General features: G+C 44.7%; 14 protein-coding genes. 11 read left to right on the forward strand and 3 right to left on the reverse strand.

Translation table 11 applies throughout. The annotated features are described in order from the left end of the window. Nucleotides 1–104 precede the first annotated feature (104 nt). Nucleotides 105–845 carry an aminoglycoside adenylyltransferase domain-containing protein gene (locus tag AC50YG_RS00175; protein ID WP_494823921.1) on the reverse strand — a complete coding sequence of 247 codons (741 nt, stop codon included), beginning with the start codon at nucleotides 843–845 and terminating at the stop codon, nucleotides 105–107. A gap of 1,049 nt (nucleotides 846–1,894) precedes the next feature. Between AC50YG_RS00175 and AC50YG_RS00180 the strand changes: the two genes are divergently transcribed. The 4 genes from AC50YG_RS00180 (at nucleotide 1,895) to AC50YG_RS00195 (ending at nucleotide 5,210) form a co-directional block, all read left to right on the forward strand. Further along, the gene (locus tag AC50YG_RS00180; protein ID WP_494823923.1) at nucleotides 1,895–2,311 is read left to right on the forward strand and encodes a hypothetical protein; all 417 of its coding nucleotides are present in this window, start codon (nucleotides 1,895–1,897) and stop codon (nucleotides 2,309–2,311) included. A 45-nt stretch (nucleotides 2,312–2,356) separates the two neighbouring features. Continuing rightward, nucleotides 2,357–3,151, forward strand: coding sequence for a chymotrypsin family serine protease (locus AC50YG_RS00185; RefSeq protein ID WP_494823927.1), 795 nt, complete (start codon nucleotides 2,357–2,359; stop codon nucleotides 3,149–3,151). Between the two features lie 106 nt (nucleotides 3,152–3,257). Then, entirely contained in the window at nucleotides 3,258–3,614 is a 357-nt protein-coding gene (locus AC50YG_RS00190; RefSeq protein ID WP_494823930.1) for a DUF3221 domain-containing protein, read from the forward strand. 1,014 nt (nucleotides 3,615–4,628) lie between these two features. Beyond that, on the forward strand, nucleotides 4,629–5,210 hold the full coding sequence (locus AC50YG_RS00195; RefSeq protein ID WP_494825240.1) for a class I SAM-dependent methyltransferase: 582 nt from the start codon (nucleotides 4,629–4,631) through the stop codon (nucleotides 5,208–5,210). Nucleotides 5,211–5,252: 42 nt separating this feature from the next. Here AC50YG_RS00195 and AC50YG_RS00200 read toward each other — a convergent pair whose 3' ends face one another. Next, complete coding sequence (locus tag AC50YG_RS00200; protein ID WP_494823932.1) at nucleotides 5,253–6,317, reverse strand: sensor histidine kinase; 1,065 nt, start codon at nucleotides 6,315–6,317, stop codon at nucleotides 5,253–5,255. After that, nucleotides 6,307–7,002 (reverse strand): response regulator transcription factor, encoded by a 696-nt coding sequence (locus AC50YG_RS00205; protein ID WP_494823934.1) that lies wholly within the window; start codon nucleotides 7,000–7,002, stop codon nucleotides 6,307–6,309. Before AC50YG_RS00205 ends, AC50YG_RS00200 begins: the two co-directional genes overlap by 11 nt. A gap of 415 nt (nucleotides 7,003–7,417) precedes the next feature. On the opposite strand from AC50YG_RS00205, the gene AC50YG_RS00210 reads away from it, so the two are divergent. The 7 genes from AC50YG_RS00210 (at nucleotide 7,418) to AC50YG_RS00240 (ending at nucleotide 12,502) form a co-directional block, all read left to right on the forward strand. Continuing rightward, nucleotides 7,418–7,618: a hypothetical protein gene (locus tag AC50YG_RS00210; protein ID WP_338551867.1), complete on the forward strand. Its 201-nt coding sequence runs from the start codon at nucleotides 7,418–7,420 to the stop codon at nucleotides 7,616–7,618. A gap of 33 nt (nucleotides 7,619–7,651) precedes the next feature. Further along, nucleotides 7,652–7,876, forward strand: coding sequence for a hypothetical protein (locus AC50YG_RS00215; RefSeq protein ID WP_494823937.1), 225 nt, complete (start codon nucleotides 7,652–7,654; stop codon nucleotides 7,874–7,876). A gap of 92 nt (nucleotides 7,877–7,968) precedes the next feature. Beyond that, a complete protein-coding gene (locus AC50YG_RS00220; RefSeq protein WP_338551865.1) occupies nucleotides 7,969–8,430 on the forward strand; it encodes a Fur family transcriptional regulator in 462 nt (153 codons plus the stop codon). Next, nucleotides 8,430–8,699 (forward strand): membrane protein insertion efficiency factor YidD, encoded by a 270-nt coding sequence (gene yidD / locus AC50YG_RS00225; protein WP_494823939.1) that lies wholly within the window; start codon nucleotides 8,430–8,432, stop codon nucleotides 8,697–8,699. The genes AC50YG_RS00220 and yidD overlap by 1 nt, the downstream gene beginning before the upstream one ends. A 48-nt stretch (nucleotides 8,700–8,747) precedes the next feature. Further along, nucleotides 8,748–8,972 (forward strand): hypothetical protein, encoded by a 225-nt coding sequence (locus tag AC50YG_RS00230; protein ID WP_473757648.1) that lies wholly within the window; start codon nucleotides 8,748–8,750, stop codon nucleotides 8,970–8,972. Nucleotides 8,973–9,092: 120 nt separating this feature from the next. Further along, nucleotides 9,093–11,108, forward strand: coding sequence for a methionine--tRNA ligase (gene metG, locus AC50YG_RS00235; protein WP_494823942.1), 2,016 nt, complete (start codon nucleotides 9,093–9,095; stop codon nucleotides 11,106–11,108). Nucleotides 11,109–11,452: 344 nt separating this feature from the next. Continuing rightward, nucleotides 11,453–12,502 carry a metal ABC transporter solute-binding protein, Zn/Mn family gene (locus AC50YG_RS00240; protein WP_494823943.1) on the forward strand — a complete coding sequence of 350 codons (1,050 nt, stop codon included), beginning with the start codon at nucleotides 11,453–11,455 and terminating at the stop codon, nucleotides 12,500–12,502. Nucleotides 12,503–12,527 lie beyond the last annotated feature (25 nt).

Consider the following 12,527-nt stretch of genomic DNA (forward strand, 5'->3'; position numbering starts at 1 on the left):
CGCATAATGGAGAAAAACGGCATTTCAGATAAGCGCTTCTGAAATACCGTTTTGAATCCCGCCTAATTCGTATTTATTTGATTGACCCGACTGTCTTGATTTATTTAGCTTAGCATATAGGCGGCAAACTCCGTCAACTGTTCACGATTAAATTCCGACTTATCTTCGATGCCGCTGTATTCATTCAGCGAGCGCTCTATAATCGGGTGATATTTGGAAGGCAAGGCACGCATGCCCCAGTCTCCACCTTCTTTTTTAGAAGATACGGCACCTTCTCTTAAGAAGAACAGAACCCGGCACAAATTTAGGGAGATATACATAGGTGTATTAATAATATCCGTTGCTGCATTTTGAACATCGTAGAGGATTGACTTGATATAAAATGACTCATCAATGGGTTGGAAAACTTCACGAATGGCTTTGCCATATACAGCAATACCGCGATGATAGGTTACTACAATATGGGCCGCTAAATCTGCATCGTCATATCCGCCACAAATATAATCGTCATCGGATTGAAAGTTTCCGCGATGAAGATCAGAGTAGTGGAATTCAAATGGCGTTGGATACACAAAATGCAACAGGTAATCTTCCAGTATAATGCTTAATTCAATTCCACGATCATTAGGTATGGTTTCGTGGAGCTTTAAAATCTTTTTTGCAATACGCTTATTTTTTTCAGTCGATAAGGCATCTTGTACGACGATTAATAAATCAATATCACTTTTATTTGGGTTAAAGCATCCCATTGCTAATGAGCCATGTAAATATATCCCGACCAAATTGTCGCCCATGTCTTCTTTAAACAACTCTACCGCTCTATCTAAATAATATGCAGTGTCCAATTGAAACCCACCTTTGAATAAATATATAATCCAAAAATTGTATGCGCTCTCATTTTAGCGTGATTTATGAAGTTCGATGAATTATAGGCAGTCTTTTCGGCTAAAAGGATGATATCATACTTGCAAAACGGCGTACTTCTAGGTCAAACTCAATATAGATTTGTTCAGTGCCCTTGTTGTTCCGTGTTCGAACCTGTCAACGAGTTTTGAAGAGTCCGCGAACCATTTCACCGTGGGTGCAGCTCTCATCACTCGTTTTTTCTTTGTTTACTTGCCATAGCGAGATCTTGTTTGGCCATACGAAAGAAAACCTCAATACGCCAGCGCTTGCCGTAAAATACCATCGGTCCATCGCCACCCAAAGTCGACAGGTCACCGATTCGCGTAGTTGTAACAACATCTACTTGGCTAAATCGTATTTTGTTAATCCAGAATTATCTTTTGTATGTGTCCAAAAACGATGGGATAGCGGGTATTCCAGGCCATTTTGAAGGACAGCTTGAATCACAACCAGATCATACACCAGCTGTACGTTTTGGATGGGTATTCAAATAACCAGCATAAGAAGGGCAATTTCTTCGCATAAGGATGTGCAATATGGACAATATTTCGAATCTATGGATTTCCAATCATTTGGATCGTACTGCATAAGTCATGAACACCATTGTGCTGTTATAAAAATACTAATACGGAACGTGTGTTACTCATGCAGGAAATTGTCTTTTAGGAAAATATTTGAAACTTTTTATCCAATGAACGCGTTGTTATTGTAAACCCCATTTAATTGTAAGTAGGAGACCGGCAACATCCGGTTTTCCTGTTTCAATAAATAAGGAGCCGAGCAGATTGTCGTATCGATCACACATGCTCACAACTTCTATACAAGAATGGAGAAGGGATGAAAAAATTCAAACGGGACTGCGTCTCCATTAGTTGTAATTCGTAAAAATCAACAATTTCTCCAAGGTCAAAAAGAAATTCTTTTCATTTTCTGTCCATCTCGACAAAAGTTCTGATTAAAATAAAATAATGATCGGGGAGCGTAACTTATGTCACTAAAAAAGGTTATTACCACTTCCTTAACTGGCGTATTATCTCTTGTTGTGGTTGCTAGTGTCTGCTTGGCTCAAGGGGCTACCCAAGATGTTGCTGCCCAAGGCACTCCAAATTTGGAGCCTAAGGTTTATACCCATAACGGCAAGGAGTATCGTGCGATCCCTGTGACTCCAGATCCCAATATACAAACTGCCTCTCAAAACCTGTTCGGTGAACAAACAAAAAAGATGGATGACCGAGCAAAGCTGAAAGATTGGGTAAAAAAGAACCATGTAGATGAATACGGCGGTGTATACACCGAAGAAGATGGAACAAATGTAATTTTACTTACTGAGGATTCGAAACTTGAAAACACTCTCAAGAAACAAAGTGCTTTCCCTGAAAAGGCAAAAATCAAGTATGTAAAATAAAGCGAAAAACAGCTGCTGGAATCTAAAGAAAAGCTTTCGGCACTGATGCGTTCTGGGAAATTAGATTTATCGGGTGTAGGAAAAAACAATCAAATAAACAAAGTCAACGTATATGTTTCTGAGCAGAACTACAAGGATCATAAAGAAGAAATACTGACGCATATTGACGAGGATATGGTTAACTGGATCATTGCTGATATTGAGACCACGAATGATGCCTATACTTTGTATCCAGGAGAAGAAATTAATGGACCGAGTGGAGCTACATGCAGCGGTGCTTTTAATGGCACAGCAAATAGCAAGGGTGTCTTTGTAACTGCCGGTCATTGCGGTAATGGGGCTTGGTATGACAATTCCGATGGTACCGCTACAATCGGAAGCATGTCGAATGCGACATCTGGTAACGGTAATGATTACGATGCAGGGTACATTACGTTAGCGAGTGGCGTCGATCGAAGTGTTTATCTCAATGGATCATTGCTGACAATTGGTACCTTCGATTATAACGGGTCGCGCCGTGAGATCGGTGACTATGTAAGGGCAATAGGTCGTTCAGGTCATAAAACGACATCAGTTAAAGTTACTGATGATTCATACGATGATCCTACTGGTCCGGATGATGCGTTTGTTACAGCCGCTACCGGTATGACTAGCGGAGACAGCGGTGGCCTTTTCTATTCAATCATAAATAACGGAACTAAAGACTATGCTTGCATCGAAGGCGTGTACAAAGGTCGCATACTTTCTGGTGGGGTAGCAATTGGAAACATTGTTTCAAAGTTTGACTTGGTTTATGATGGCTTAGGCATGTCAGGTGTTAACATTGATTCCACCTATTAATCCGCTCGCATTTCCGCACATATTTTAAATTCCAACATGGTCTCTTTTGAGCAAATGTCCAATGGGACCATGTATTTCTATAATGCTATGAAAGTGGGAATTAAAAATGAAGCAGATAATAATTATTCCAGTAGTGTTAATGATAATGGTTATTTCAGGTTGTACGAAGTCATGGGATTATACGAAAGGATATATCATTGATAAAAAAGATCAGAAAGTTCTTGTTGTAAGAAATATAACTGACCAAGATGTAAAAAATTTAAATGACCAAGAATTGAAGGTAAACTCAATTCAAGAAATATTGAAAAAATCCTCTCCAGATGCGATTTGGCTTACTGTTCAAAATGAAGAACAGTATAATTCCCTCAATATTACTGATAAGGTCGATATAGTCATTAATGGATCGCTAGGAGACTCCTATCCTATGCAAGCTGAAGCGAAAGAAATTACAAAAATCAAATAAATTCTTTTTTAACATATATTAGTTTTAAAATCAATCACGCATGACTTATGCAGTTCGCTGAATTAATTGGAAATTGTGAAATCCTATGCTTGAATAAACGGGCCATAACGTCATAGGCAGTCTTTTCGGCCAAAAGGATGACTTCATACTTGCAAAACGGCGTACTTCTAGGTCATACTCAATATAAATTTGTTCAGTGCCCTTGTTGTTCCGTGTTCGAACCTGTCAACGAGTTTTGAAGAGTCCGCGAACCATTTCACCGTGGGTGCAGCTCTCATCACTCGTTTTTTCTTTGTTTACTTGCCATAGCGAGATCTTGTTTGGCCATACGAAAGAAAACCTCAATACGCCAGCGCTTGCCGTAAAATATCATCGGTCCATCGCCACCCAAAGTAAACAGGTCACCGATTCGCGTAGTTGTAACAACATCTACTTGGCTAAATCGTATTTTGTTAATCCAGAATTATCTTTTGTTTGTGTCCAAAAACGATGGGATAGCGGGTATTCCAGGCCATTGTGAAGGACAGCTTGAATCACAACCAGATCATACACCAGCTGAGCCCAGTCATACGAAGCTGAGAAAAATCGGCTCATCGTATACTGAGTCACCGTGAAAGACTTAAACATGATGGCAAATAGGGCATCTTTCGAAGCTAGTGACGCCATCTGATTAACGGAGAGACAATTCGAAACCAGCCCAATGACATACATAAAACAAAGTAACCATGGTGGAACGTCACTACGATTAGAGATTCCTGACTGCATGAGAAGTAAAGACAAGTCGAAGCGATCCCATAACTCTCGTAAAATGGGAGCACCGTAACATGACCCCGATTTAGCTTGCGAAACCGCGGTTGTTCAAGTGTTTCTTTTATAAAATTCTCTAGGATATACCAAGTTTAAAGGGTATTCTCCATAACTATTGAATCTTCAGAATTCCTTTAGTTTCCCCCTCACTTTATATTCAGATTTTTTGGATAGCATAAGGACAGTGAAATAAAGGGGGATACGATGATGATAAATGTAAACGGTTGGAAACAGGGGAAACTGCTTTTTCTAAATAAGTTTTTGCGCTCGCCCAGACAAATCGGCAGTGTAACGCCAAGCTCAAAATTTCTTGCGAAAAAAATGCTGGAATCAGTCCCATGGAACAAAGCAACGAGTGTTGCGGAGCTGGGAGCCGGTACTGGTGCGATAACCAAATACATTCAATCAGCCAAAATGAAGGCCACCAAGGTTATTCTTTTTGAAAAAGATCCTTATATGCGTGAACAATTGCAGGAGCAATATCCCGGATTTTCAAGCTATGAGGACAGCTGCTATCTCCAGGCGTCGCTGCATACTGAAGCGATCAAGCAGTTGGACTGCATTATTAGCGGACTGCCATTTTCCAACTTCCCACAAACGATGCGAGACAAGCTGATGGAGCAAATTATCGTATCCCTTAAAGATGACGGTCTATTCATTGCTTTTCAATATTCCTTGCAGATGAGATCGCAGCTTAAAGAGCATTTTGAAATTGAAAAAATTACATTTGTGCCCTTAAACGTGCCTCCCGCATTTGTGTATGTTTGCCGTAAAAAGTCGATGGGGTAACAGGCAAGATACTATGAAGAGCGAGCTGGGAGCTTAAAGCTGCTATGGTTGTTTAAATTCGGCGTAAAACGCATAATGCCCCTGATGATGGTTAAGCCAGATTCGTCCATTGTGCAGCTCGACGATATGTTTGGCAATCGATAAACCGAGGCCAAAGCCGACAGGCATATGGACATGGCTGCGGGAGGGCTCCAATTTATAAAATCGCTCAAACAGTTGATCCTCCTGCTCCTTCGTAATCGGTTGGGCCACATTCTCGACGCTTAATGTAATTCTTCCATCTTGAACAAAAAGCTGTATGGTGATTTCTCCGGGCTTTACGGAAAATTTCAAGGCATTCATTAATAAATTGTCGATTGCTCTGACTATTTTTCCGGTATCCATGAGAGCTATGACAGGTATATCAGGCAGCGCTTTTTTGATTGCAATGTTCTGTTCCTGAGCTACAGGCTCAAATTCAGTAACAAGCTGCGCCAATAATCTGTTAAAATCGATTTTCTGAAAAGTTAAATGGACATCCGGGTCGCTAAGCCGAGTATATTCGAATAAATCGTCAATTAGCTTTTTCAACTGCTGGGTTTTGTTATAAGCATTATCGATATACCTTTCTTGCTCCTGAGCATTTTGGAAGGACTGGGTTTTCAATAAATCCAGATAGCCGATAATGCTGGTCAGCGGTGTACGCAGGTCATGCGAAACAGAGGTGATCAGATCCATTTTGGATTTTTCCAGCTGTCGCTCCCACTCTAGCTTGCTTTGCAATTGTTCCGCCATATCATTGATATTTTGTGCTACATGACCTAATTCATCCTGGCTGGATAACGGAATCCGGTAGCTTAAATTCCCATAGGACATCGCTTTCAAGCCGTAAGTAATTGTTTTGAAATAACGGATCGTACGACGGGTCATTAATAAGAAGCTGATCCAAAAAGAGAGTACAAAAATGCCAATAGGCAAAAATTTATAAATAAAGCCTGATTGGGGACGCTGCATGGAATAGATCGTACTGAATAAAGCAGCAAGTATAAGACTGAAAATAAAAGCCCAAAGCATCTGGACGCGAATGCTTTTTTTACCGTCTAAATATGTCCATAGCTTATTTTTCAATTTTGTATCCCACTCCCCAGACCGTTTTAATATATTGCGGCTCTCTAGGATTGACCTCAATTTTCTCTCGAATATTGCGTATATGAACCATAACCGTATTTTCGGAATAAAAGGCGGTATGTTCCTTCCACACGCTTTGATAGATTTTATCGACGTTAAAAACCTGTCCCCGGTGCATCGCTAACAATTCCAAAATGGAAAATTCAATAGGGGTAAGCGATTTTTCATGGCCGCGCACGACAACGCTATGCTGGTCCCGATTAATAACCAACTCATCCATAGCTATTTCAGAGTCATTTATGACGGGCTTGCTGGAAGTGAATTGCTGCCGCCTGATTTGGGCTTTTACCCGGGCAATCAGCTCCAGAGGGTTGAATGGCTTCGTTACATAATCATCTGCGCCCGTGGAAAGACCCATAATTTTATCGAGATCCTCCCCTTTCGCAGAGAGCATAATAATAGGCGCATTCGATATTTCACGGATTTTGAGGCAAGCTTGAATGCCATCTAAATGAGGCATCATAATATCGAGAATAATTAGGTCAATATTTTCTTGCTGAACCATTTGCAAAGCCTGCGTACCGTCCTGTGCTTCCCGCACCTGATAGCCTTCATTGCGCAAATAAATGTGAAGGACGTCGCGAATTTCCTGTTCATCTTCAGCTACTAATATGGTCATTGTCATGCTTCTATCTCCTTTAAATCGCTTTCTGATTGGGCAGAAATAATCGGATGAGGGTGGCTGCCGTCTGTGCGAGGGTGCTCCACAGCAAGCGTATTCCGTAAGTATAGACGATATTTCCTGCAGCATAAACGTGACCCAAGGCAAAGCATCCTTCATGGTAAGTACTACTTCTAGCATACTTGATAAATCTTCGGATTTTAATAATGTATTTCTGAAGTATTTCTGAAGTAATTCTGAAGATTGAATTCAGAAAGTCCCACCATTATCTGAGACATTCATTCGGTAAGTTCAATCAAACGTGACAAATTCGTTACTTATGGTAGGAAAGTGGCGGCACGCCTATCGTTAACACTGGCTTTATGCAGGGCAAATCCCTTATAATGCTAGATAGAAATGTTATGGGGGAGTGTATCGCGTGAGTTTAGTTGATGTCAGCAATGTCTCGGCAACATTATTTATATTGGGCGTTGTTTTTTTGCTGCTCATTTTCGGATTGCTGAGCTTTGGCATTATGCGTATGTTCGGGCAGCGGTTCCGTTCCGGTTGGATGTGCATCGGTGGGGCAGTTGTCAGCTTCGTTGTATTTATGTGGATATTAAATCGATGGTTCCTGTAGCCCAGGGATTTTGCGGTTAGAGGAGGCGTCGATATGTTTTGGACAGCAGTATGGTTTATTGTTAATATGTTTTTTGTAGCTTCATTAATTTTATTTCTATTTATGCAGCGCTCTTATACGCTCGCCAAGCTGGAAGCGGGTAGCGGCGGCAAGCTTCGCAAGGCGCACAAAATGCGACTGACATTTGGAATTATCAGCCTGATTTTGTTTGTCGCGATGGTCGCCAGCTTCCTTATTAATATGCGGTTGAACGGTTAAAATAGCAGCGGCAGGAAGGCTCTCATTGACGAGAGTCTTTTTTTTCGGCATTATTGGGAGAGAGAGAATTTCAGAAGCAGGAGGTTTGTCGCATGAGTACACATGCACATTCACATACGAATACGATTGAGGATATTGTGAGAATCATGTCGAGCCAAGGTTTGCGTATTACTGACCAGCGCAAGACGCTTGCTAAGCTATTTGCAGAATCGCCAGGCTATTTGGCTCCTAAGGACGTATATGAATACATGGGCAAGTCCTACTCCGGACTTAGCTTTGATACAGTATACCGCAACCTGCGCGTCATGGAGGAGCTGGGCGTACTGGAGCAGGTGGTGTTCGAGGAGGGTGTGAAGTTCAAGCTTCATTGCCGCGAGCATGATCATCACCATCATATGATTTGTCTGAACTGCGGCAAAACGTACCCGATTATGTGCTGCCCAATGGAACAGACAACGGCGCCCGCTGACTTCCGAATCGTCAAGCACAAGTTTGAAGTATTCGGTTATTGTAAAGACTGTGACCAGGAAGAAGCAGCAGCGGCTCAAAGCTAATGGAAAAAAGACCTGTTGCCAGACGCGTATTTCAGGCGCCGATTCATTTTTACCGCAAAGCGATTTCACCGCATTTGCCGCCTTCCTGCCGCTTTGCTCCAACCTGCTCCGCCTACGCATTGGAGGCCATCGAGATGCATGGCGTGCTAAGAGGCTCATGGCTTGCAGCTCGGCGAATTAGCCGCTGTCACCCGTTTCACGCCGGTGGCTATGATCCGGTTCCCCCTGTAAAAGGCGGAAAGCAGAGCAACGGGGATCGGCCTACTTGACAGAAGGGCTGGCGGTTCGGTATATTTTGTCATATATGAGTCTGATGAATGGATAAGTACAATGGAAGCTGCGTCGCAGAGAGCCGGGCAATAAGGTGCGAGCCGGTACGGGCAAAGTTGGAATATGGTCCTGGAGGATCTGTCTTTGAGCAGCGCGGGTGGCTGGGCTTGACCAGTCGGCAGCGGGTAAGAGGGCAGCGTTTGACCGGCGTTAACGGTATTGTCCGCCTTCAATCGGCGGCACACGAAGCCATTGCATTTTTCTGCAAATGAGGAGAAGATGCAAGGGGAATTTGGGTGGTACCACGTGAGTTTTATACTCTCGTCCCATGTTGGACGGGAGTTTTTTGCGTTTTTATGTGTTTTTGAATCGAAAATTTGGAGGCTGCTGAAATGGCGAATGACAACAAAACGTTTTATTTGACAACGCCGATTTATTATCCGAGCGACAAGCTGCACATAGGGCATGCGTATACGACGGTGGCGGGCGACGCGATGGCAAGATACAAGCGGCTGCGCGGCTACGACGTCTGGTTTTTGACTGGAACCGATGAGCATGGACAGAAAATCGAGCGCAAGGCACAGGAGCAAGGCAAGACGCCTCAGCAATTCGTCGATGATATCGTTGTCGGCATTAAAAGCTTGTGGTCAAAGCTGGAAATCTCCAATGATGATTTTATTCGCACGACGGAGGAGCGCCATAAGAAGGTCGTTGAGAAAATTTTCGATCAGCTGCTGAAGCAGGATGATATTTATAAGGGCACGTATGAAGGCTGGTACTGTACACCGTGCGAATCCTTTTTCCTAGAGCGCCAGCTTGAAAATGGCAATTGTCCGGATTGCGGTCGTCCGGTAGAGCTGGTTAAGGAAGAAAGCTATTTTTTCCGGATGAGCAAATATGCGGATCGTCTGCTTAAGCTTTATGAGGACAATCCTCACTTTATTCAGCCGGAATCGCGTAAAAATGAAATGATCAACAATTTCATCAAGCCGGGCTTGGAGGATCTTGCCGTATCGCGTACGACCTTCGATTGGGGAATTAAAGTGCCTGGAGATCCGAAGCATGTCATTTATGTGTGGATCGATGCTTTGTCCAACTATATTACGGCGCTTGGCTATGGCAGCGATGATCCCGAGGCTGTCGCTAAATATGAGCGCTTCTGGCCGGGGGATGTCCATCTTGTGGGCAAGGAAATCGTTCGCTTCCATACGATTTATTGGCCGATTATGCTCATGGCGCTCAACCTGCCGATTCCGAAAAAGGTATTTGCCCATGGCTGGCTGCTCATGAAGGACGGCAAAATGTCGAAATCCAAAGGCAATGTCGTAGACCCTGTCATGCTAATCGACCGTTATGGCCTCGATGCAGTCCGTTATTATTTGCTGCGCGAGGTGCCTTTCGGCGCGGATGGCACCTTTACGCCGGAAAACTTCGTCGAGCGCATTAACTTTGATCTCGCGAATGACCTTGGCAATTTGCTTAATCGTACCGTTGCGATGATTGATAAATATTTCGACGGCGAGATTCCAGTTTACGCTGGACAAATCACGCCATTCGACGCTTCGCTTGAAGCGCTGGCGCAGGATACGATTGCTTCTGTGGAAGCTGCGATGGAAAACATGGAGTTTTCCGTTGCGCTCGCAGCGATCTGGCAGTTCGTCAGCCGGACGAACAAATATATTGATGAGACGCAGCCGTGGACGCTGGCGAAGGATGAAGGAAAGCGCGCAGAGCTGGCTGCGGTTATGCAGCATTTGGCAGAGGCGCTGCGCATCACGTCGATCATGCTCCAGCCGTTCCTGACGCATGCGCCGCGCGAGCTATGGAAGCAGCTCGGCATTCAGCCGGGCGAGCTGACGTCATGGGAGAGCATGCGTACGTTTGGACAGCTGCCGGCAGGTACGCGGGTGCAGAAGGACAGCCCGCTGTTCCCGCGCCTGGAGACGGCGGATGAGGTTGCTTTTATCGCAGCCGAGATGGGCGGCGGCGCAGCCAAGGCGGAAGCGCAGCCAGAAGCTGCGCAGCAAGCGGCTGGCGCTGGAGCGGAAGGAGCCGCAGCAGACGCGGCTCCGGTGGAGAGCAAGGAAGAAATCGGCATCGACGATTTCGCCAAGGTAGAGCTGCGAGTGGCACAGGTCATCGCTGCCGAGCCCGTGAAGAAAGCCGACAAGCTGCTGAAGCTGCAGCTCGATCTCGGTTATGAGCAGCGCCAAGTCGTATCGGGCATTGCGAAATTTTATACGCCGGAGTCGATTGTCGGCCGCAAAGTGATTTGCGTTACGAACTTGAAGCCGGTGAAGCTGCGTGGAGAGCTGTCGCAGGGGATGATTCTTGCTGCGTCGCACGGCGACCAGCTAACGCTGGCGACAGTGCCGGACGATATGCCGAACGGCGCCGTTGTGAAATAAAAGGGAATGCAGTATAGGAGGGAACCGTACGGAGCTAATCCGCTGCGGTTCTCTTTTTATCCTATGAGGGAAGTGGGGGCGGAATAGACACATAACGGCCATACTCGCTTGGTGATCTGCTTAGAAGAGACAGGGAACCTACGAATAGCAGTTGACAGTGATGCCAAGCACTCGTATAATCTGAACGTAATCATAACGATTAGCAAGGTGAAACGGCTGTCGCCGTCCTTTGGCGGCGCAGCGCGTTTCACTACGAGAAATATAAGCCTAATGATAAGTGTAAAACTTATAAATTCTTATATTTTAAAAGAAAACGGTTTTTACAGAAATGGAGCATTTGCGAAATGAAAAATTTATTTTCAAGCAAGAAAATAACGGCTATGGCCGCTTTATTCATGTCTGTTGTACTTGTGCTGTCCGCCTGCGGCAGCAATTCGAAGTCTTCTATCGTAGAAGGCAAGACGAATGTCGTGACTAGTTTTTATCCCCTCTATTATTTTGCCTCAGAAATTGGCGGAGAATATGTCAATGTCGTCAATCTAATTCCGGCAGGTGTGGAGCCGCATGACTGGACGCCGAAAAGCCAGGATCTGAGCACCGCCTCCAAAGCGCAGCTGTTTCTGTACAATGGCGCAGGGCTGGAAGGCTGGACGGACAGCTTTCTGAAGGGATTGCCTAACGATCAAACGATCATTACCGCCGAAATGAGCAAGGGCGTAGAGCTGATTCAAGGAAATCCAAAAGAAGAGCATGACCACAGCGGAGAAACGGCAGAGGAGCATGCCGAGCATGAAGAACATGCGGAGCATGACGAGCACAGCGATGAGGCAGAAGGAGCGGCTGCGGATGAGCATGATCATGAGCACGCCTTGGATGTCGATCCTCATACTTGGGTCAGCCCAAAATCGGCAATCATTATGGCTGAAAATGTGAAAAACAGCCTCATTCAAGTGGACAGTGCCCACAAAACCGAATATGAGGCGAACTATGAAGCGCTGCATAGCAAGCTTGCAGCACTCGATGCGAAGTTCGAGCAGGAGCTGTCCAAGACATCGATGAAGGACATTGTGGTATCCCATCAGGCATTTGGTTATTTGGCCCGCGACTACGGCTTGACGCAAACGGCTATAATGGGATTATCGGCTGATGCAGAGCCTAGAGCGCAGGATTTGCTTAACATCGCCAAATTTGTGAAGGAAAATGGCATTCGCTATATTTTCTTCGAGGAGCTTGTATCTCCAGCGCTTGCTGATACGCTCGCGAGTGAAGCGAAGGTAGACACCTTGATGCTGAATCCGGTAGAAGGGCTGACGCCAGAGCAGGAGAAAAACGGCGATACCTACATTACGCTCATGGAAGCGAATTTGCAAAATCTTCTGAAAGCACTGCAATAAGGAGCTGCGAGGAAATTAACGGTAC

Source organism: Paenibacillus sp. J31R34 (genome assembly GCF_059383715.1).

Coding starts and splice junctions, on each gene's coding strand:
- AC50YG_RS00180 (WP_494823923.1), top strand. CDS start 1,895: ATGTCACTAAAAAAGGTTATTACCACTTCCTTAACTGGCGTATTATCT.
- AC50YG_RS00185 (WP_494823927.1), top strand. CDS start 2,357: ATGCGTTCTGGGAAATTAGATTTATCGGGTGTAGGAAAAAACAATCAA.
- AC50YG_RS00190 (WP_494823930.1), top strand. CDS start 3,258: ATGAAGCAGATAATAATTATTCCAGTAGTGTTAATGATAATGGTTATT.
- AC50YG_RS00195 (WP_494825240.1), top strand. CDS start 4,629: ATGATAAATGTAAACGGTTGGAAACAGGGGAAACTGCTTTTTCTAAAT.
- AC50YG_RS00205 (WP_494823934.1), bottom strand. CDS start 7,002: ATGACAATGACCATATTAGTAGCTGAAGATGAACAGGAAATTCGCGAC.
- AC50YG_RS00215 (WP_494823937.1), top strand. CDS start 7,652: ATGTTTTGGACAGCAGTATGGTTTATTGTTAATATGTTTTTTGTAGCT.
- AC50YG_RS00220 (WP_338551865.1), top strand. CDS start 7,969: ATGAGTACACATGCACATTCACATACGAATACGATTGAGGATATTGTG.
- yidD (WP_494823939.1), top strand. CDS start 8,430: ATGGAAAAAAGACCTGTTGCCAGACGCGTATTTCAGGCGCCGATTCAT.
- AC50YG_RS00230 (WP_473757648.1), top strand. CDS start 8,748: ATGGATAAGTACAATGGAAGCTGCGTCGCAGAGAGCCGGGCAATAAGG.
- metG (WP_494823942.1), top strand. CDS start 9,093: ATGGCGAATGACAACAAAACGTTTTATTTGACAACGCCGATTTATTAT.
- AC50YG_RS00240 (WP_494823943.1), top strand. CDS start 11,453: ATGAAAAATTTATTTTCAAGCAAGAAAATAACGGCTATGGCCGCTTTA.